19 protein-coding genes and 1 riboswitch are annotated in these 20809 nt (G+C 65.3%); of the genes, 12 read left to right on the top strand and 7 right to left on the bottom strand.

Annotated features, from left to right (window positions below; translation table 11 throughout):
- Window positions 1–52 precede the first annotated feature (52 nt).
- Genes gcvPB through gcvT form a run of 5 tightly spaced genes read right to left on the bottom strand, consistent with a single transcriptional unit; the run spans window position 53 to window position 5012 of the window.
- The gene (gene gcvPB / locus RE429_RS28295; RefSeq protein ID WP_414475040.1) at window positions 53–1621 is read right to left on the bottom strand and encodes an aminomethyl-transferring glycine dehydrogenase subunit GcvPB; all 1569 of its coding nucleotides are present in this window, start codon (window positions 1619–1621) and stop codon (window positions 53–55) included.
- Window positions 1621–2961 carry an aminomethyl-transferring glycine dehydrogenase subunit GcvPA gene (gene gcvPA, locus RE429_RS28300; protein WP_414475041.1) on the bottom strand — a complete coding sequence of 447 codons (1341 nt, stop codon included), beginning with the start codon at window positions 2959–2961 and terminating at the stop codon, window positions 1621–1623. The genes gcvPB and gcvPA overlap by 1 nt, the downstream gene beginning before the upstream one ends.
- Window positions 2962–2977: 16 nt before the next feature.
- Window positions 2978–3454 carry an OsmC family protein gene (locus RE429_RS28305; protein ID WP_414475042.1) on the bottom strand — a complete coding sequence of 159 codons (477 nt, stop codon included), beginning with the start codon at window positions 3452–3454 and terminating at the stop codon, window positions 2978–2980.
- 16 nt (window positions 3455–3470) lie between these two features.
- Window positions 3471–3845, bottom strand: coding sequence for a glycine cleavage system protein GcvH (gene gcvH / locus RE429_RS28310; RefSeq protein WP_414475043.1), 375 nt, complete (start codon window positions 3843–3845; stop codon window positions 3471–3473).
- 18 nt (window positions 3846–3863) lie between these two features.
- The gene (gene gcvT, locus RE429_RS28315) at window positions 3864–5012 is read right to left on the bottom strand and encodes a glycine cleavage system aminomethyltransferase GcvT (protein WP_414475044.1); all 1149 of its coding nucleotides are present in this window, start codon (window positions 5010–5012) and stop codon (window positions 3864–3866) included.
- Window positions 5013–5171: 159 nt separating this feature from the next.
- Window positions 5172–5264: riboswitch (glycine riboswitch) on the bottom strand.
- A 168-nt stretch (window positions 5265–5432) separates the two neighbouring features.
- On the opposite strand from gcvT, the gene RE429_RS28320 reads away from it, so the two are divergent.
- Window positions 5433–6737 (top strand): hemolysin family protein, encoded by a 1305-nt coding sequence (locus RE429_RS28320; protein WP_414475045.1) that lies wholly within the window; start codon window positions 5433–5435, stop codon window positions 6735–6737.
- A gap of 256 nt (window positions 6738–6993) precedes the next feature.
- Here the strand turns inward: RE429_RS28320 and RE429_RS28325 are convergent, their stop codons facing one another.
- Together RE429_RS28325 and RE429_RS28330 are read right to left on the bottom strand one after the other, a co-directional pair.
- Entirely contained in the window at window positions 6994–7554 is a 561-nt protein-coding gene (locus RE429_RS28325; RefSeq protein ID WP_414475046.1) for a hypothetical protein, read from the bottom strand.
- A gap of 37 nt (window positions 7555–7591) precedes the next feature.
- Entirely contained in the window at window positions 7592–8104 is a 513-nt protein-coding gene (locus RE429_RS28330) for an invasion associated locus B family protein (RefSeq protein ID WP_414475047.1), read from the bottom strand.
- Between the two features lie 316 nt (window positions 8105–8420).
- Here RE429_RS28330 and coxB point away from each other — a divergent pair, with 316 nt between their 5' ends.
- From coxB to RE429_RS28385, 11 genes are all read left to right on the top strand, one after another.
- Window positions 8421–9275: a cytochrome c oxidase subunit II gene (coxB, locus tag RE429_RS28335; protein ID WP_414475048.1), complete on the top strand. Its 855-nt coding sequence runs from the start codon at window positions 8421–8423 to the stop codon at window positions 9273–9275.
- Between the two features lie 32 nt (window positions 9276–9307).
- The gene (gene ctaD / locus RE429_RS28340; RefSeq protein ID WP_370434403.1) at window positions 9308–10924 is read left to right on the top strand and encodes a cytochrome c oxidase subunit I; all 1617 of its coding nucleotides are present in this window, start codon (window positions 9308–9310) and stop codon (window positions 10922–10924) included.
- 136 nt (window positions 10925–11060) lie between these two features.
- Window positions 11061–12017: a heme o synthase gene (locus RE429_RS28345; protein ID WP_414475049.1), complete on the top strand. Its 957-nt coding sequence runs from the start codon at window positions 11061–11063 to the stop codon at window positions 12015–12017.
- Between the two features lie 5 nt (window positions 12018–12022).
- On the top strand, window positions 12023–12184 hold the full coding sequence (locus RE429_RS28350) for a hypothetical protein (protein ID WP_370434401.1): 162 nt from the start codon (window positions 12023–12025) through the stop codon (window positions 12182–12184).
- A 7-nt stretch (window positions 12185–12191) separates the two neighbouring features.
- Window positions 12192–12782 carry a cytochrome c oxidase assembly protein gene (locus RE429_RS28355; protein WP_414475051.1) on the top strand — a complete coding sequence of 197 codons (591 nt, stop codon included), beginning with the start codon at window positions 12192–12194 and terminating at the stop codon, window positions 12780–12782.
- A 68-nt stretch (window positions 12783–12850) separates the two neighbouring features.
- Complete coding sequence (locus RE429_RS28360; RefSeq protein ID WP_414475052.1) at window positions 12851–13696, top strand: cytochrome c oxidase subunit 3; 846 nt, start codon at window positions 12851–12853, stop codon at window positions 13694–13696.
- Between the two features lie 97 nt (window positions 13697–13793).
- Window positions 13794–14168, top strand: a complete 375-nt coding sequence (locus tag RE429_RS28365) for a DUF983 domain-containing protein (protein ID WP_414475963.1) — start codon at window positions 13794–13796, stop codon at window positions 14166–14168.
- Window positions 14165–14911, top strand: coding sequence for an SURF1 family protein (locus RE429_RS28370; protein ID WP_414475053.1), 747 nt, complete (start codon window positions 14165–14167; stop codon window positions 14909–14911). The genes RE429_RS28365 and RE429_RS28370 overlap by 4 nt, the downstream gene beginning before the upstream one ends.
- A gap of 115 nt (window positions 14912–15026) precedes the next feature.
- Window positions 15027–16442 (top strand): threonine synthase, encoded by a 1416-nt coding sequence (gene thrC, locus RE429_RS28375; RefSeq protein ID WP_414475054.1) that lies wholly within the window; start codon window positions 15027–15029, stop codon window positions 16440–16442.
- Window positions 16439–17722 (top strand): M16 family metallopeptidase, encoded by a 1284-nt coding sequence (locus tag RE429_RS28380; RefSeq protein WP_414475055.1) that lies wholly within the window; start codon window positions 16439–16441, stop codon window positions 17720–17722. The genes thrC and RE429_RS28380 overlap by 4 nt, the downstream gene beginning before the upstream one ends.
- Window positions 17723–17922: 200 nt before the next feature.
- A complete protein-coding gene (locus RE429_RS28385) occupies window positions 17923–20805 on the top strand; it encodes an EAL domain-containing protein (protein ID WP_414475056.1) in 2883 nt (960 codons plus the stop codon).
- The last annotated feature ends 4 nt before the right edge of the window (window positions 20806–20809 follow it).

Below are 20809 nucleotides of genomic sequence, written 5' to 3' on the forward strand. Positions count from 1 at the left end.
CCTCATGAAAATGCCCGGCTCATGGCCGGGCATTTGCGCTTGGTAGCGATCTTCACTCCGCCGCTTCGGCCACCGGTGCGGGCGGCGTCCACTTGAGCACCGGGTTGCGGGCGGCGCGGGTTTCGTCGAGACGACGGCGCGGGGCGTGGTAGGGCGCGCCGGTGAAGCGCTCCGTCTCGCCGTTCTTTGCCGCCATCGCGAGATCGCGCAACGTCGCGATGAAAAGATCCAGCGACGCCTTCGATTCCGATTCCGTCGGCTCGATCAGCATCGCGCCGTGCACGACCAGCGGGAAGTACATGGTCATCGGATGATAGCCTTCGTCGATCATGGCTTTCGCCACGTCGAGCGTCGTCACGCCCGTGTCCTTGAGCCATGCGTCGTCGAACAGCACCTCGTGCATGCACGGCTTGTCGCCGAAGGGCAGCGACATGAGGTCCGACAGGCCCGCGCGGATATAGTTGGCGTTGAGCACCGCATCTTCCGACGCCTGCTTCATGCCGTCCGCGCCATGCGAGAGCATGTAGGACAGTGCGCGCACATACATGCCCATCTGGCCGTGGAAGGCCGTCATGCGGCCGAAAGGCTTCTCGGCCGCATCGGAGGCCTGCTCCACCAGTTCGAAGGCGTCCTTGCCCATGCGCACGAACGGCACGGGCGCATAAGGCGCGAGACGCTCGGAGAGCACCACCGGACCGGAACCCGGACCGCCGCCGCCGTGAGGCGTCGAGAAGGTCTTGTGGAGGTTGATGTGCATCGCGTCGACGCCGAGATCGCCCGGACGCGCCTTGCCGACGATGGCGTTGAAGTTCGCGCCGTCGCAATAGAAATAGGCGCCCGCCTCGTGAATCGCCTTCGCGATCTCGGCGACCTGCGGCTCAAAGAGACCGCAGGTATTGGGATTCGTGAGCATGATCGCGGCCACGTCCGGCCCGAGGCGCTCCTTCACGTCGTCCACATGCACGAAACCGTCCTCACGGGCGGGAACGGGCTTCACGACGAAGCCGATCAGCGCGGCGGTCGCCGGGTTCGTGCCATGGGCCGAGTCGGGCACCAGAACCACGTTGCGGGTCTTGCCCTCGCCGCGCGCCTCGATGGCGGCCTTGATCGCCATCATGCCGCACAATTCGCCATGCGCCCCGGCCTTCGGCGAGAGCGCCACGGCGGTCATGTTGGTGAGCGTGACGAGATAGTGGCCGAGCTCGTTCATAAGCTCCAGTGCGCCCTGCACGGTGGAAACCGGCTGCAGCGGATGCACGTCGGAGAAGCCCGGCAGGCGCGCCATGCGCTCGTTGAGGCGCGCATTGTGCTTCATGGTGCAGGAGCCGAGCGGGAACAGGCCCGTATCGATCCCGTAGTTCATCTGCGACAGACGCACGTAATGGCGCATGGTCTCCGGCTCGGAGAGGCCCGGAAGACCCATCGCCTCCTTGCGCTCCAGGCCGCCGAGGCGCGGCTCGAAATCCTCCGGCTCGTCGATGTCGACGCCGGTGGTGTCATAGCGACCGATCTCGAAGAGCAGCGGCTCGACCTGCGCCAGCGCCTTGTTGCCCGTAAAAGTCGGGTGCTCGGTCGTGCCGGCCTGACCGGCTGTGGTGGGACGTCCCTGGCGGTTCAACATCACAGAACCTCCTTCAAGGCGGCGACGAAGGCCGCGCGATCATCATCGGTGTTCACTTCGGTGGAGGCCACGAGCAGCAGGTCGTCGAGGCCGGCACCCGGCAGCAGGCGCGAGACGGGCACGCCCGCGAGCACGCCCTTCGCGACCAGGCGCTCGACCACTTCCGCGGCGGGTTTGGCGAGTTTCACGGTGAACTCGTTGAAGAAGGTCCTGTTGAGAACCTCGGCGCCCTTCACGGCGCCGAGCTGATCGGCGAGCTTGACGGCGTTGGCATGATTGACGCGAGCGAGGCGCTTCAAGCCGGCCTCGCCGAGCAAGGTCATGTGAATGGTGAAAGCCAGCGCGCAAAGGCCTGAATTGGTGCAGATATTCGATGTCGCCTTGTCGCGGCGGATATGCTGCTCGCGCGTGGAAAGGGTGAGCACGAAGCCGCGGTTTCCGTCCGCGTCCACCGTCTCGCCGCACAGGCGGCCGGGCATCTGGCGAACGAACTTCGACTGGGTCGCGAAAAGGCCTACATAGGGACCGCCGAAATTCAGCGCATTGCCGATGGACTGGCCCTCGCCCACCACGATATCGGCGCCCTGGCTGCCGGGCGAGGCCACGAGGCCGAGCGACACGGCTTCCGTGAAGACCGCGATCAGCAGCGCCCCATGCTTGTGCGCCTTCTCGGCGATCGGCTTCAGGTCGCGCAGGTTGCCGAACACGTCCGGCGACTGAACCACGACGCAGGAAACGCTGTCGTCGATCTGCGAGAGGATGTCCTCGGTGCCCGCAACATCCGGCTGCATGGTCACGACATGGTCGCTCGCCATGTCGGAAAGGGTGCGCACCACCTCGGCATAATGCGGGTGCAGGCCGCCGGACAGCACCGCCTTGCGGCGCTTCGTGACGCGGTGCGCCATGAGCACCGCCTCGCCCGTGCCCGTGGATCCGTCATACATGGAGGCGTTCGCCACATCCATGCCGGTGAGAGCGGCGACCTGGGTCTGGAACTCGAAGAGGTATTGCAGCGTGCCCTGAGCGATCTCCGGCTGATAGGGCGTATAGCTCGTCAGAAACTCGGACCGCTGGATCAGGTGGTCGACAGTCGCCGGAACATGGTGCTTATAGGCGCCCGCGCCCACGAAGAACGGCACGGATGAGGCAGGAACGTTCCTGGCGGACATGCGGGACAGGATACGCTCCACCTCCAGCTCGCCCTTGTGGCGAGGCAGATCGAGCGGTTCCTTCAGAAGCAGATTCTTCGGCACGTCGGCGAACAACTCGTCCACCGTTTTGACGCCGGCGCGCGCGAGCATCTCGCTGCGGTCGGTGTCGGAGAGAGGCAGATAACGCATCGGTTAAAACCTTGGTTCAGTGCGTGGGGATGCCCGCCACCACGACGTCCGTGAGCACGGAGTTGGCAATGAAGCATTCCTTGTGGGCGAGGTGATGCATGTCGGCGATCTGTTCTGGCGTCGGGACCCTGTCGCCGGAGAACGCGATGACGGGATCGAGGGTGATCCTGGAAATGAAGAGCTTGCCCTTCTCGTTCGGCGTCATGAGGCCCAGCGCCTTGTCCTCGTAAGCGTCGACGACGAAGCGCTTCTTGGCGGCGATCCCGAGAAAGGTGAGCATGTGGCAGCTCGACACCGCCGCCACGAATGCCTCTTCGGGATCGACCGCGTCTTCGCGGGAGAGAGGCAGCGGCACCACCAGGGGCGATGCCGACGCCACGACGTCGATGCCGCCGTCGAACGACCACCGATGCGCGCGGCTGTAGCGGTTGTCGGAGAAGACCTCGTCCTCTCCGCGCATCCAGCGCACATGGGCCGTGTAGACGTGCGACATCGGGATCTCCCGTGGTTTAAGAAATCGACTTCACGAATTCCTGGTACTGCTCTTCGGTCAGGAGGCCGTCGAGCTCGCTCTGGTTCGTGAGGCGGATCTTCATGAACCAGCCGCGGCCGGCCGGATCCTCGTTCACGGTGCCGGGCGCGGCTTCGAGTTCGCTGTTGACCTCGACGACCTCGCCGGAAACCGGGGCATAAACCTCGCTGGCGGCCTTCACGCTTTCGACAACGGCGGCCTCGTCACCCTTCGCGAGCGTCTTGCCGACGCTCGGCAGCTCCACGAAGACGACATCGCCGAGCTGGCTCTGGGCGTAGTCGGAGATGCCGACGATCCCGGCGTCGCCTTCGACGCGGACATATTCGTGATCCTTGGTGTAACGCGTGGTCATGATCAATTCCTCTGGGTGTTAGCGCTTGTAACGATGCGGTGCGAACGGCATGGCCGCGACCTTGGCGGGAAGCGGCTTGCCGCGGACGACGAGATGGAGGTCCGTACCGAGGGCGGACACGTCCTTCGACACATAGCCCATGGCGACCGGAGCGTTGACGGTCGGACCGAATCCGCCGGAGGTCACGATGCCGACCTCGCGCCCGTCGGGCGTGATGATGGTGGCGCCTTCGCGGGCCGGAGCCCGGCCCTCGGGCCTGATGCCGACCCGCACGCGGGCGGGACCGTCCTTGATCTCGCGCTGGATGCGCGAGGCGCCAGGGAAGCCGCCTTCCTCGCGGCGGCGCTTCTGGATCGACCAGATCAGGCCGGCCTCGATGGGCGAAGTCGCGGCGTCGATATCGTGGCCGTAGAGGCACAGCCCCGCCTCGAGACGCAGCGAATCACGCGCGCCGAGGCCGATGGGCTTTACCTCCGGGTCGGACAGGAGCCGGTCCCAAAGCCTCGCCGCGTCGTCGGCGCGGCACGAAATCTCGAAGCCGTCCTCGCCCGTGTAGCCCGAACGCGACACATGGCACGCGATGCCGTCGATCTGCACGTCCGCGGACATCATGAAGGGCAGCTCGGCGACATCCGGCGCGAGCTTGGCCAGCACGCTCTGGGCGGACGGGCCCTGGAGAGCCATGAGCGCGAGGTCATCCTTGGGGGCGAGCGTGACGCCCTTGGGCAGCCGCGCCTGGATATGGGCGTAATCCGCCGCCTTCATGGAGGCATTCACCACGAGATAGAGCCAGCCCTCGTGTCCCGGCGCGCCGACGCGGGTGACCATGAGGTCGTCGAGAATGCCGCCATCCTCGGCCATGAGCTGGGAATAGCGCTGCTGGTTGGGCTTGAGGCTCAGCACATCGGCGGGGATCAGGGCTTCGAGCGCCTTGGCGACGGTTTCGTGGCTCTTGTCCTCGGCCACGAGGAAAGCCTGGCCCATATGGGACACGTCGAACAGGCCCGCATGCTCGCGGGTCCAGGTGTGCTCGGTCAGGATGCCAGTGGGGTACTGCACCGGCATGTCGTAGCCGGCGAAGGGCACCATGCGAGCGCCAAGCGCCACATGGGCGGCATGAAGCGGGGTTTGCAGAAGCGGCTGGTCGCTGTGCTCGGGCTCGGCCATCGGATTCCTCAAAGATGCGCGTTTCATCGGGCCTTGCGGCCCGTTGCTCTGCGCCCCCTCTGTCCCGAGACCTGAGAGATTTCCCAAACCGCTCTAAGCGGCAGGTTACGCCCGTCGGTGGGCGACGCGTTTGCATGCATCGCCGCTTTCCAGAGTGCCAGCTCCCGCGCGGTCCTTTGGCCTGAGCGTTTCCGGGGCGGTTGCGCCTTCGGCGCCGGACTTGGAAAGCCCGGTCTCTTCCGCGGGGATCATCGGCGCCTTTAGCTCTGAAGAGGAAATCGGATCCTGTCAACAAATCAGGGTGCCGCATCGGATCTCTCCCCGGCTTAATTGACGGATTGCGTCGGAACCCTCATGTTAGGGTCACCATCCACAGAAGGGGAAAGCGCGGCCTGATCCGGTCGGCAGCTCCTGGCACCGTTGCTCGAACTGGTCATCGCTCTTGCTCTCGTCGCCCTGAACGGCGTCTTCGCGCTTTCAGAACTCGCTATCGTTTCGGCCCGCAGGCCCCGCCTGAAGGCCATGGCCGAACAGGGCCGCTCCGGGGCCAACACGGCCCTTGCCCTCATGGAGGATTCGGGGCGCTTCCTGTCCACGGTCCAGATCGGCATCACCCTCGTCGGTATTCTGGCAGGCGCCTTCTCGGGCGCGGCCCTTGGCGATCGCCTGACTCATATCCTCCGCGCCGAGGGCGTACCGGACGGGTTTGCCGAGCCCCTCGGGTTCGGCGTCGTGATCGGCCTCATCACCTACCTGTCGATCGTCGTCGGCGAGCTGGTGCCCAAGCAGCTTGCGCTTCGTCATCCCGAGGGCATCGCCTGCACGATGGCCCCGCTGATGCTGGTGCTCTCGAAGGTCGCCGCCCCCGCCGTATGGCTTCTGAATGCCTCGACGCGCTTCATCTTCAGCCTCCTGGGCACGTCCTCGCGCGAGGAAACGACCGTGACCGAAGAAGAGATCAAGATGCTCGTCGGGGAGGCCGAGAGCGCCGGCGTGATCGAAGAGCAGGAGCGGCGCATGATCTCCGGCGTCCTGCGCCTCGGCGACCGGACGGTGCGCGGCCTCATGACCCCGCGCACGGACGTGGACTGGATCGACGTCGCCGACGACCCGGAGGCGATCCGCAGCTTCCTGCTGGAGACCCCCCATTCCCGCCTGCCCGTCAGCGAAGGTTCTCCCGACAACATCATCGGTGTCGTTCAGTCACGGGATCTCCTGGCCGCCATGCTCTCGGATCAGGCCCTGGACATCCGCCCCCACATCCAAACCGCCCCTGTCATTCCCGACACCCTGTATGCTCTCGATGCGCTTGCGGTTCTGCGCGATTCGGAGGTGCCCATGGCCCTCGTCCATGACGAGTACGGGCATTTCGAGGGCGTCGTCACGCCGGCGGACGCCCTGGAGGCGATCGTCGGCGCCTTCCGGTCCGACGGCGAGACGCCCGAGCCCGATGCCGTGCGCCGTGAGGACGGCTCCTGGCTGCTCGCGGGGTCCATGCCGGTCGACGAAATGGCGGACGTCCTGGGCGTGCCCCTGCCCGAGGCCCGCAGCTATCACACGGTCGGCGGGCTGGTGATCAGCGAATTGCAGCGCCTGCCCGGCACGGGCGAGCAGGTGGACGCGCTCGGCTGGCGCTTCGAGGTGGTGGACCTGGACGAGCGCCGGATCGACAAGGTTCTCGCAATGCCCTTGAACCAGAGGGCGGGTTCCGTCACCCGCTCCTAGAGCCTTTTCCATGAACTTCGGTTCATGGAAAAGGCTCCTGTTGTTTGAGAAAGACGCCTTTTCTTCGCAAAACCGGCATCCACTTTTGCGGAAAAGGCTCTAGCGCATCGTGCGGACCCAGCGGGCCGCGCGAGCGAAAAGTGGACCCGGTTTTCACGAACATGGCCCTTCGGGTCCGCTCCGAACGATGCGCCGTTTAAGGAGTGGAGCATCGGATTGAATCCCAAAAGTGGATCCACTTTTCACGTTCGATGGTCTAGCCGCGCCGGCCCCGGGCGCCGAGCCCGACTTCGATCTCGAAGGTGTTGACGAGCGCCGCGGGCACGACGATGTTGTCCTCGACGACGGTCACGCTCGCCTGGGTGCTGCCGGCCGGAATGGTCGCTACGCCGCTGCGGCTTCTGTTCGCGATGACGGTCGAACCGTCCTTCACCACGAACTGGACCGGGACATTGTAGCGCCCCGCCGATCCGCCGGAGCCCAGGAGGGCGCGGGCCTCGACGCCGACCTTCACCAGGGTCGACCCGTCCGGCTGCCCCACGCATTCGCGGGCGAGATTGGCGATCGCGATCTGGCTGCGCGGAGACGACGAATCTCCGGACCGGATCGTGGAGCCCCCTTCGAAGACCGTCACCGGCGGGCAATACACATCGTCCAGAGCCTTGGCCTGTACCGGCGCGAGCGACGCGCCGCCCGTCAGCAGCATTTCGCCGATGCCCATGCCGCCGCCCTCGCCGGAAGACGTGCACCCGGCCAGAGTCGAAACGCCCAGAACGGCCAATGCCACACCGGCCTTTGCACCCAAACCCTTTATCATCGAACTCCCCCGGCTCTCTTCCTGCCGTCTTGTCTCTTTAAGGAAGCGCATCGAAGCCGGTCGCGAATCCGTTCAGCGACACGGGAATTCCGATGCCCTCCTCGGGCGTCTGGAACACGATGAAGGTGGCGGACTGCCCGGTCTTCATCTGATTGATGAGATTATCTTCCATGACAACCTCGGCAACGCAACCCGTGGCCAGGCAGCGCACGAACCCCGCCCGGCCGATATCCGTCTGGTCGATCTTCAGGCCCAGCCCGGACGGCAGAAGAATACCAAGCGGCGCGACGACGCGGAGGAGGCGGCTTTTGCCGTCGGCGGTTTTCAACACAATAATGACGAGGGTGACGTTAGGCCGGTCCTCCGCCACCACGTTCTGAACGAGGGCGCATTGCTCGGCAGTGGCTCCCGCGGGGGTCTCGCAGCGCATCTGCCAGTCGCCATAGGTGTTCTTCACCATCCCTTGGGCACCGGCGCCACTCGCAGCGGCCAAGGCTGACAGGCCAAGGAATGCCGTCACCCCGTAGCGGACCCATCGTGAAACGCCCATCGGTTTCTCCTTGCATGAACCCTCTATCAAGGGCAGCGGCGCGGCCGCTCCGATCCAAATCCTCGGCCCGTTGGGACCATGGCAGAGGCTATAATGTCAAGCGAGAGGGAGATATGTGGGGACCACAATCGCTTTTGGCGGTTATGACGCACAAATTGCGGCCTCGGAACCGTTGCGCTTCGGCGCGTACTGTGGTCTTTGACGTGGATCAAAGGTGATGGCGCAAGCCGGGCGCCGCTATTCGCACGCCCGCGTCGTATCCTTTATGCTTTCGTGGCCTCCCGGCCACCATATCTTTAGGAGCTTTGGAACGCCGATGCGGATCGAGACTGGACGTCGATCGGTGACCGCCCTCTCCACGGCAGCGGTCGCACTTGTGTTGGGCATAAGTGAGGCATGGGCTGCCGCAGGCCGCCCCTCTCCCTGGGAAACCGGCATGCAGGAGATGGTGACCGAGTTGGGACAGAGCGTGTCCAACTTCCACACCTACCTGCTTTGGCTGATCGCCCTGATCTGCCTCTTCGTTGCGGCGCTGCTCCTGGTGGTCATCGCCCGTTTCAACGAGCGGAAGAACCCGGTTCCCTCGCGGACCACTCACCACACTCTTCTCGAGGTGGCATGGACAATCGTTCCGGTGCTGATCCTCGTCGCGGTCGCGATCCCGTCCTTCCGCCTTCTCCGCCAGCAGCTGGTTCCGCCGCAGGCGGACATCGTGATCAAGGCGACGGGCTATTCCTGGTATTGGGGCTACGAGTACCCGGCCGATCAGGGCGGCTTCAAGTTCGATTCGAACATGGTCACCGACGCGGCCGCGCTGAAACCCGACCAGCCGCGCCTGCTGGGCGCCGACAACGCCATGGTGGTGCCGGTCGGCAAGGTCGTGCGCGTCCAGGTAACGTCGGCGGACGTGATTCATTCCTTCGCCATGCCGTCGTTCTACATCAAGGTCGACGCCATCCCCGGACGCCTGAACGAAACCTGGTTCAAGGCCGAGAAGGAAGGCGTCTATTTCGGCCAGTGCTCGGAACTCTGCGGCAATGGCCATCCCTATATGCCGATCGAAATCCGCGTCGTGAGCGAGCAGCAATATGCCGCTTGGCTGGCCGAGGCGAAGCAGCGTTATGCTTCAGCCGAAGGTTCGGCTCCGTTCCAGCTCGCCGACGCCCAGTAATTTAGAAAATCAAGGACCACAGAGGTCGCATCATGGCACATGCAGTTGATGCCGCTCACGCGGATCACCACGATCACCCGACGTTCTGGCGGCGCTGGTTCTATTCGACGAACCACAAGGACATCGGCACCCTCTACCTCATCTTCGGCTTCACGGCGGGCATCGTCGGCGGCCTCCTGTCGATCGCCATGCGCCTGGAACTCCAGGAGCCCGGTCTGCAGTTCTTCTCCAATCCGCAGGCCTTCAACGTCTTCGTGACCGGCCACGGCCTCATCATGGTGTTCTTCATGGTGATGCCCACCCTGATCGGCGGCTTCGGCAACTGGTTCATCCCGCTCATGATCGGCGCGCCCGACATGGCCTTCCCGCGGATGAACAACATCTCCTTCTGGCTCACCGTCTCGGCGTTCTGCCTGATGCTCTGCTCGCTCTTCGTCGAAGGCGCTCCGGGCTCGCTCGGCTTCGGCGGCGGCTGGACGGTCTATCCGCCGCTCTCGACCATGGGCCATCCCGGCCCGGCTCTCGACTTCGGCATCCTGGCCCTGCACCTCGCGGGCGCAGCCTCGATCCTCGGGGCGATCAACTTCATCACCACGATCCTCAACATGCGCGCTCCGGGCATGACGCTGCACAAGATGCCGCTCTTCGCCTGGGCCATGCTGGTCACCGCGTTCCTGCTGCTCCTGTCGCTGCCGGTTCTCGCGGGCGCGATCACGATGCTGCTGACCGACCGCAACTTCGGCACGACGTTCTTCGATCCGGCCGGCGGCGGCGATCCGGTGCTCTACCAGCACCTGTTCTGGTTCTTCGGCCACCCCGAAGTGTACATCATGATCCTGCCGGCCTTCGGCATCGTGTCGCACATCATCTCCACCTTCTCGAAGAAGCCGATCTTCGGCTATCTCGGCATGGCCTACGCCATGGTGGCGATCGGCGTCGTCGGCTTCGTCGTGTGGGCGCACCACATGTACACGGTCGGCCTCTCGCTGCAGACCCAGGCCTATTTCGTGTTCGCCACGATGGTGATCGCGGTGCCCACCGGCGTGAAGATCTTCTCGTGGATCGCCACGATGTGGGGTGGCTCGATCCGCTTCACGGCGGCCATGCAGTGGGCCGTGGGCTTCGTGTTCCTGTTCACGGTCGGCGGCGTCACCGGCGTCGTGCTGGCGAACGCACCCATCGACCGTTACATGCACGACACCTACTACGTGGTGGCGCACTTCCACTACGTGCTCTCGCTCGGCGCCGTGTTCGTTATCTTCGCGGGCATCTACTACTGGTTCCCGAAGATCACCGGTTACGTGATGCCTGACTGGATCGGCAAGCTGCACTTCTGGATCGCGTTCATCGGCGCCAACGTGCTGTTCTTCCCGATGCACTTCCTCGGCCTGTCCGGCATGCCGCGCCGCTACGCGGATTATCCGGACGCGTTCGCGGGCTGGAACCTGGTGTCCTCGATCGGCTCCTACATCTTCTTCGCCGGTCTGTTCGTCTTCATCGGCGGCGTGATCTACGCCTTCGTCCGCAAGGAGAAGGCCGCCGGCAACCCGTGGGGCGAAGGTGCGACGACGCTGGAATGGACCCTGTCCTCTCCGCCGCCCTACCACCAGTTCGAGACCCTGCCCCGCATCGTCGATACGGGCCACTAGACCCATCGAGCCGGGCGGCTTTTGCCGCCCGCTCTTCCCCCGAGGGCTTGGATTCACGTCCCAAGCCTTCCGGCGAGGAGCTGACATCGAGAGGCGCTCTCGCCTCACCCTTCGGCGTTTCGGAAGATTATTGGATATGAACACCCTGTCGAACAGTTTGACCGATTCCCCAACCGAGAGCCTCGACCATGCGGGCCTCTCCCAGGGAGACGTGTCCGACTTCTTCGCCCTCCTGAAGCCACGCGTGATGTTTCTCGTCGTGTTCACGGCGCTCGTCGGAATGGTCGTGAGCCACCCGGACGTGAATCCCGTGCTGGCTTTCGTGTCGCTGCTGATGATCGCCGTCGGCGGCGGCGCGTCGGGTTGCCTGAACATGTGGTGGGACGCGGATATCGACGCGGTCATGACGCGCACGCGCAAGCGCCCGATCCCCGCCGGCAAGATCCAGCCCGGCGAGGCTCTCGCCTTCGGCATGACCCTGACGGCCGGCTCGGTGCTGATCCTGGGACTCGCCAGCAACTGGCTGGCAGCCGGTCTTCTGGCCTTCACAATCTTCTTCTACGTCGTCGTCTACTCCATGTGGCTGAAGCGCTCGACGCAGCAGAACATCGTGATCGGCGGCGCCGCAGGCGCCCTTCCCCCGATCGTCGCGCAGGCGGCCGTGACCGGCCACGTGGCGTGGGACAGCGTCATTCTGTTCGCCATCATCTTCATGTGGACGCCGCCCCATTTCTGGGCCCTGGCCCTGGTGAAGTCGGGCGACTACGAGCGTGCCGGCGTTCCCATGATGCCCAACGTCTCCGGTCCTGCCGTGACCCGCTTCCAGATCCTCGCCTATACGGTGATCCTCGCCCCGCTCGGAATGGCTCCGGTCTTCGCGGGCTTCGGCGGTCTCGCCTACGCGATCGTCTCGCTCGTCGGCGGTCTGGGCATGCTGGCGCTCGCGATCCAGGTCTACCGCCTGCGTCAGGGCGAGCCGGCCATGCGCGTCGCCCAGCAGCTCTTCGGCTTTTCGATCCTGTATCTCTTCCTGCTGTTCGCCACGCTCCTCGCGGAGCATGGCCTCGGCTTCTTCCATCCGGTTCTGGGGTGAAGAGAATGTCGGATCCGAACTCCTCCTATCGCCTCACGCCCGAGGAACAGAAGCGCCGCAGGCGCCGGTCGATCGCCCTCGGGCTGACGCTCGGAATTCTCTGCATCCTGCTTTTCGCGATCACCATCGCGAAGCTGGGCCCGCAGGTGCTGAACCGTCCGCTGTGAGATGAGAATGGCTGAAGCTCCCAACACCCAACGCAAGATGCACCGTACGGCCTTCGCCTGCTTCGGCGTCGCCGTCGGCATGGTCGGGCTCGCCTATGCCTCGGTGCCCCTCTACGATCTCTTCTGCAAGGTCACGGGCTTCGACGGCACGCCCGTGGTGCGCGCCAACAATGCATCCCAAGTGGTGGACCGCACGATTTCCGTGCGCTTCGACGCCAACGTCTCCCCCGCCCTGAGCTGGCGCTTCGCGCCCGAGAAGCCCGAAGTCCAGGTGAAGCTCGGCGAGACCACGACGGTCTATTACAAGGTCACCAATACCGGCGACAAACCCGCCACCGGCATCGCCACCTACAACGTGCAGCCGGACCTCGCGGGCAGCTACTTCTCGAAGCTGGAATGCTTCTGCTTCACCGAGCAGACCCTGCAACCGGGGGAAACCCTGGAATCGGCGGTCGTGTTCTACGTCGATCCGCGCCTGGCGCAGGATACCGACGTGAAGGATCTCACTTCCATCACGCTGTCCTACACCTACTTCCCGTCCAAGGCGGGCAAGCCGGTGGCGGAGGCGACGTCATCAACCAAACCCATCGCTCAATAAGGGACGTGACAAGCTGGACGGAAACGTCTTAAAGCGAGTTCACATTCGAGGCACGGAGACGACAAAAAATGGCCGAGGCCCACGCCAAGAACCACGACTTTCATATTCTTGAACCGAGCCCATGGCCGCTCATCGGCTCGATCAGCGCCTTCCTGATGGCTTCCGGGTTTGTGACCTGGTGGAAGGCCATCACGCTCGGCGGCATGCACCTGGGCCCCTATATCTTCGGCGCGGGCATCATCGGCGTGCTCTACACCATGCTCAGCTGGTGGACCGACGTGGTGCGCGAAGCCAATACCGGCTCGCACACCCGCGTGGTTCAGCTGCATCACCGCTATGGCATGATCATGTTCATCGCCTCCGAGGTGATGTTCTTCGCAGCTTGGTTCTGGGCCTATTTCGATGCCGCGCTCTATGCCGGCGACCCGATGCTCTACTCGCGCGTCGAGGCTCTGGGCGGCGTGTGGCCCCCGAAGGGCATCGAGACCTTCGATCCCTGGCACCTGCCGCTGCTCAACACGCTGATCCTGCTGACCTCCGGCACCACGGTCACCTGGGCGCACCACGCGCTCCTGCACAACGACCGCCAGGGCCTCAAGGCGGGCCTGTGGCTCACCGTGATCCTGGGCTTCGTGTTCAGCTGCGTGCAGGCCTACGAGTACAGCCATGCGGCCTTCGGCTTCAGCGGCAACATCTACGGCGCCACCTTCTTCATGGCGACGGGCTTCCACGGCTTCCACGTGATCATCGGCACGATCTTCCTGGCCGTCTGCCTGCTGCGCACCTATCGCGGCGACTTCACGCCCCAGCAGCATCTCGGCTTCGAATTCGCGGCCTGGTACTGGCACTTCGTGGACGTGGTGTGGCTCTTCCTCTTCGCCTCGATCTACGTCTGGGGCTACGGCGGTCACTAACGCCGTTTACGAAACGACCTTTGCAGGGCGGCTTTCGGGCCGCCCTTCGCTTTTCGGCCCGCCCTTCCCATGTGAGGGAGGCCTTTCACGGAGAATCATCGTGGCTCAGGACCAGACCGTTCCCCCGCCCGTCGTCACCGGCCTCAAGGGCCTGTGCCCCCGCTGCGGCAAGGGCCACCTGTTTCAGGGCTTCCTCACGATGCGCCCGCGATGCGAGGTCTGCGGCCTCGATTTCGCCTTCGCCGATTCGGGGGACGGTCCGGCCTTCTTCGTGATGTCCATCGTCGGCATCGTGGTCGTTGGCCTCGCCTTGTGGGTCGAATTCGCCTTCTCGCCGCCGATCTGGCTCCATCTCGTCATGTGGTCGGCGCTCAGCATCGCCTTGAGCCTCGCCCTCGTGCGGCCCTCGAAGGGCGTTCTGGTGGCGCTTCAGTACCATCACAAGGCGGAGGAAGGGCGGTTCAAGAAGTGACTGCGACACGTCTGAACAATGCCCGCTCGCTGATTCTGCCGGGGATCGCCACGCTGATCGCCCTCGCGATCCTTATTGGGCTCGGCACCTGGCAGCTCCAGCGCAAGGCCTGGAAAGACGGGCTGATCGGGCAGATCGAGACCCGCGCCTATGGCGAGCCCGGCTCGGTCCTGCCCGAATCCGACTGGGCCGGCTGGCGGGCGGACCAGGACGAGTTCCGCAAGGTCCGGGTGACCGGCACATTCCTGAACGACCTGGAGGCTCCGGTCTACGGTCTGGCTCCCGGAACGCGGCAGGGCGCGCCCCTCCAGGGCTATTACATGGTCACGCCGCTCAAGCTCCCCACGGGCGCGATTCTGATGGTCAACCGCGGCATCGTTCCGATGGAGCTGAAGGATCCCGCCACGCGTCCCCAGGGCAGGCCCGAGGGCGAGGTGACGGTCACCGGCCTCGTACGCGCGCCCGAGGCGCGCAATTTCTTCACACCCAAGGACGATCCCGCGAAGAATACGTGGTTCACCCGCGATCCGCAGGCCATCGCGAAGGCCCGGGGCCTCGAGCGCGTCGCCCCCTTCCTCATCGACGTGGACGCCACGCCCAACCCCGGCGACTGGCCGCGCGGCGGGCAGACCCAGCTCACGTTGCCCAACAACCATCTGCAATATGCGCTGACCTGGTACGGCCTCGCGCTCACTCTCGTCGGCGTCTTCGGCGCCTTCGCCTGGAAGCGCATCAGGGGATGAAGCCCGGCGGAACCGCCTGCCGGCGGCCGCCCTTTCCCCGGCCGATAGACGAGAACCGGCTTGCCGCATCCTCCCTGGCCACCTATTGTCCCGCCGCATTTTCAGGAGATTGACCGTGCTCCACGTCTCGACCCGCGGGGAGGCTCCCGCGCTTGGCTTTTCCGACGCGCTTCTGACCGGCCTCGCGAGGGACGGCGGCCTCTACATGCCGGAAACATGGCCGAGCCTTACGGCGGACACGATCAAGAGCTTTGCCGGAAAACCCTATGCGGAGGTCGCCAAGGCCGTTCTCGGCCCGCTGGTGGACGGCGACATCCCGGCGGCCGCGCTCGGCCGCATGATCGACGAGGCCTATGCGTCCTTCCGCCATGACGCCGTCTGCCCCCTGACCCAGCTCGACGACAACCTCTTCCTGCTCGAACTTTTCCACGGCCCGACGCTCGCCTTCAAGGACGTGGCGATGCAGCTCCTCGGCCGCCTCATGGATCATGTTCTCAAGGCGCGCGGCGCGCGCGCCACCATCGTCGGCGCGACCTCGGGCGATACCGGCAGCGCTGCGGTCGAAGCCTTCAAGGGCCTCGATCAGGTCGATATCTTCATCCTCTACCCGCATGGCCGGGTCTCCGACGTGCAGCGCCGCCAGATGACCACGGTGGCCTCGCCCAACGTGCATGCCCTGGCGGTGGAAGGCACCTTCGACGATTGCCAGACCATGGTGAAGGGCATGTTCAACAATGCCCGCTTCCGCGACGAGCTGCAGCTCTCGGGCGTGAATTCCATCAACTGGGCCCGCGTGGCCGCGCAGGCCGTGTATTACTTCACGGCGGCCGTGGCGCTCGGCGGGCCGCACCGGCCCGTCTCGTTCTCGGTGCCCACGGGCAATTTCGGCGACATCCTCGCGGGCTGGGCCGCCAAGCGGATGGGCCTGCCCGTCGAGCGCCTGATGATCGGCACGAACGCCAACGACATCCTGGCGCGCACGCTTCACTCCGGCGCCTATGAGATCACGGGCGTCGCGCCCACGACCTCGCCGTCGATGGATATCCAGATCTCGTCGAATTTCGAGCGCCTGCTGTTCGAGGCCTATGGCCGCGACGCCGAGGCGATCCGCCGCCTGATGGCCAGTCTGGGCCAGTCCCGCTCTTTCCTGATCGAAGCGGCCCCGCTTGCCCGCATCCGCGAGGAATTCTCGGCCCGGGCCGTGAACGAGGCGAATGTCGCCGACGAGATGGCCCGGACCTACCGCGCGACGGGCTATGTGCTCGATCCGCACAGCGCCGTCGGCACCCGCGCGGCCCGCGCCCTCCTCGAGGACCGGCCCGAAGTGCCCGTCGTGGCCCTATCGACCGCCCACCCGGCCAAGTTCCCCGACGCGGTCGAACGCGCAACCGGCATTCGCCCCGCACTTCCGCCGCACATGGCTGATCTGATGGAGCGGCAAGAGAGCTTCACGGTTCTCCCGAACGATCAGGCCTCGGTGGAGCGCTTCATCCGCGAGCGCGCCCGGGCCGTCAGAGGCGCGGCTGCATGAACCAGCATTTCGTCCGCGAGAAGCGGGTCGACATCACGAGATTGTCCAACGGCCTGACGGTCGCGACCGAGCACATGCCGGAAATCGCCACCGCCACCCTCGGCGTGTGGGTCGGCACCGGATCGCGGCATGAGCAGGCGCATGAGCACGGCCTGTCGCATCTCATCGAGCACATGGCCTTCAAGGGCACCTCGCGCCGCTCCGCGCGCCAGATCGCCGAGGACATCGAGAACGTGGGCGGCGACATCAACGCCGCCACCAGCGTCGAATACACCAGTTATACGGCGCGCGTTCTCGGCGAGAATGCCGATGTCGCGCTCGATGTGCTCGGCGACATCCTCATCAACTCGGCCTTCGACGACGGCGAGCTCGCCCGCGAGAAGGGCGTGATCCTGCAGGAATACGCCGCCGTCGAGGATACGCCCGACGATCTGATCTACGACGCCTTCATGGAGACGGCCTTTGCCGGCCAGCCCGTGGGTCGCCCGATTCTCGGCACCCCCGACACGATCAGGAGCTTCGACGCCGCCACCATCCGGGCCTTCCTTGCGCGCGAGTACATCCCGGCCAAGATGGTGCTCGCGGCGGCAGGCAATGTCGACCATGCCCAGATCGTGGACGCGGCCGAGCGCCTCTTCGGAGCGATGCCGGCCACCGGAATTCGCGCCCCCGAGACCGGGCATTATACGGGCGGCGAACGGCGCATCCCCCGCAAGCTCGAGCAGGCCAACATCGTCCTCGGTCTCCCGGGCCTCTCCTTCAAGGATCCGGGCTATTACGCCACCCATCTCTTCGCCCATATCCTCGGCGGCGGCCTGACCTCGCGCCTCTGGCACGAGGTCCGCGAGACCCGGGGCCTCGCCTATTCCATCGACTCCTTCCACTGGCCCTTCTCCGATTGCGGTCTCTTCGGCATCGGCGCCGGAACCGGCGCATCCGACGTGGGCGAACTCACCGAGGTGACCCTCGACTGCATGCGCCAGGCCACGCAGGACATCAGCGGCATCGAGATGACGCGCGCCAAGGCGCAGATGAAGGTGGCGCTTTTGACGGCCCTCGAAACGCCCGGAGGGCGGATCGAGCGCATGGCACGCCAGCTCCTCTCGTGGGGCCGGATCGTGGGAAGCGACGAGATCGTGCGGAAAGTCGACGATCTCGACGAGGGTCACGTCCGCGAAGCGGGACGCGTTCTCCTGCAGGGGAAACCGACCGTCGCGGCCATCGGCCCGATCAAGGCTCTGCCTTCCCTTACGGCGATCACGGCGGGTCTGCAGGGCTGATTATTTTCTGCCTTTTCTTCCGTTACGTCACATCTTTTTCTCCTCAATCCCGCCGCAAACTGCCTCCATGCGCGTGGTTAACGATAACAAATGAGTCATGCGGACAAGTCGGGGCCTCTCGAGGCTTCGACTTGCCCTCAAGCTCCCTGACCGGTACCAATTCGCCTTTCACCTTTGGACCGGACGAAAGAACCGAAGCATTGCGGATCGTATCTTTCGCCATAGCCTGTCTGCTGGCGGCGTTTCTGGGGCTCACTTGGCCGTCGACCGGCTGGGCGGTGGAATCCGTCCGGGTCGACCCCAAGATGAAGGCCATCGATCTTACCCCGGCCATCGAGCGCTACAGGTCGGACGGCGACGAGATCCGCATCTCCACGGCTCCGGGACGGGACGGAATCGTGCGCCGCATCGCCGTGAAGGCTCGCGAGGCCGGCACCCGCCCGGACTGGATCGTCTTCGCGCTGACCAACGACACCGACGAGCAGGTGGACCGCCTCCTCGTGGCGCCGCATTTCAGGCTGACCGGCTCAGGCGTTCTCTGGCCGGATCTCGGCTCCTCCCGCATCGCCGCCGTCACGGCCAGCCAGGGCATCCGCCCGGAGCGCGACGACAGCCCCGACGCGGATGTCTTCCTCATCACCCTCGATCCGGGCACGACGGTCACCTTCGTGGCGGAGCTGCGCACCAACAACCTGCCCCAGCTCCATCTCTGGGATCAGGCCGCCTACAAGGAGCGCGTGAACGGCCTGACGCTCTACAAGGGCATCATCATCGGCATCGCGGGCCTGCTCGCCCTGTTCCTCACCATCATCTTCGTCGTGAAGGGCGCCCTGATCTTCCCGGCCGCCGCGGCTCTGGCCTGGGCGGTGCTCGCCTATGCCAGCATCGATTTCGGCTTCTTCCAGCGCGTGTTCCCGATCTCCGAGGCAACCGAGCAGATCTATCGCGCCGGCGCGGAAGCCGTCCTGGCGGCGACCCTGCTCGTCTTCCTCTTCGCCTATCTGAACCTGAACCGCTGGCATGTCCGCTACAGCCATGTGACGGCCTTCTGGCTGGCCTTTCTCGGGGCGCTCCTGCTCCTTGCCGTCGTCGACGCCTCGGTCGCGTCGGGCGTGGCGCGCATGTCGATCGCCGCCGTCGCCGGCATCGGCTTCATTCTCGTCATCCATCTGGCGACGCACGGCTACGACCGGGCCATCATGCTCGTGCCGACCTGGCTTCTGCTGATCGCCTGGACGGTGGCGGCGAGCTTCACCATTCTCGGTCAGCTCGCCTCCGACCTCGTACCGCCCGCGCTGATCGGGGGGCTCGTGCTGATCGTCATGCTGATCGGCTTTACCGTCATGCAGCATGCTTTCGCCGGAGGCGGCTTCGCGCGCGGCTTCGTCAACGATACGGAGCGCCGCGCCCTCGCCCTCGCGGGCGCCGGCGACATCGTGTTCGATTGGGACGTGGTCTCCGACAACATCTTCGTCAGCCCCGACATCGAGCACCAGCTCGGGCTGAAGCGAGGCGCTCTCGAAGGCCCGGCCTCGGCCTGGCTCGACCTGATTCACCCCTTCGACCGGGATCGCTACCGGCTCGCGCTCGATACGGTCATCGAGCACCGGCGCGGCCGTCTGGTGCAGGATTTCCGCCTGCGCTCCTCATCCAACGCGCATCATTGGTACCGCCTGAAAGCCCGTCCGGTGATCGGGTCCGACGGCGAGGTGATCCGCATCGTCGGCACATTGGCCGACGTCACGGGCAGCAAGACCGCCGAGGAGCGCCTGCTGCACGATGCCGTGCACGACAGCCTCACGAGCCTGCCGAACCGTCAGCTCTTCTACGATCGCCTGGAAGCCGCCCTCACCTTCGCGAGCCAGGGCGATTCCCTGCGCCCGACCGTGCTCGTGGTGGACATCGACAAGTTCAAGGACACGAACGATCAATCCGGCTACGCCGCCGGCGACTCGATCCTGCTCACGCTCTCCCGCCGCCTCGGCCGCCTGCTCAAGCCGCAGGACACGCTGGCGCGCATCTCGGGCGACGAATTCGCGATCATCCTGCTCTCCGAGCGCGAGCCCGATCGCATTATCGCCTTCGCCGACATGGTCCGGCGCATCGTGACGACCCCGGTCACCTATGCGGACCGCGAGATCTTTCTCACCGCCTCCATCGGCATCGCCCTGCACGATCCGCAGATCGCGGCCCGGCGCGAGGAGGTCCTGCGCAACGCCGAGATCGCCATGGCCCATGCCCGGCGCCACGGCGGCGACCGGATCGAGGTGTTCCGCCCCACGATGCGGTCGGACCGCAGCGACCATTTCACGATGGAGAGCGATCTGCGCCATGCGCTCGAGCGCAACGAGATGAAGGTGTTGTTCAAGCCGATCGTGCGGCTAGAAGACCGGACCATCGCGGGCTTCGAATCCATGCTGCGCTGGGACCATCCGCGCCTCGGCCGCATCGCCCCGAGCGACTTCATCTCCATCGCCGAGGAGACGGGTCTCATCATCAAGCTCAGCGTGTTCCTGCTGGAACAGACCGCCCGGGAACTCGCCGTCTGGCAGAGCGCCCTGGAGGTGGAGCCTCCGATCTTCGCCAGCGTGAACATGTCGAGCCACCATCTTCTGCGGCACGACCTCCTGCAGGAGGTGAAGACGGTCATCGCCCGCACACGGGTTCTTCCCGGCTCGCTCAAGCTCGAGATGACCGAAAGCCTCGTGATGGAAAACCCGGAATATTCGGCCCAGATGCTGGGCCGCCTCCGGGACCTCGGCGCGGGCCTTTCGCTGGACGATTTCGGTACGGGCTATTCCGCCCTCTCCTACCTGCTCCGGTTCCCGTTCGATACGATCAAGGTCGACGAGTCGTTCGTCCGCCAGATGGCCTCCGGCAACTCCGTCATTCTGCGCTCCATCGTCAAGATGGCGCACGAGCTCGGCATGGAGATCGTCGCGGAAGGCGCGGAAAGCGAATCGGAGGCCATCGAACTCTACCAGCTCGGCTGCGAATACGCGCAGGGGCCGGTCTTCGGCGAGCCGATGTCGGTGACGCAGGCACGCCACCTCGTCGGCGCGACGAGCACGGAAGCCGCGTAGAACG

Source organism: Microvirga sp. M2 (assembly GCF_047497095.1).
In the GTDB taxonomy this organism is placed as follows: Bacteria; Pseudomonadota; Alphaproteobacteria; order Rhizobiales; family Beijerinckiaceae; genus Microvirga.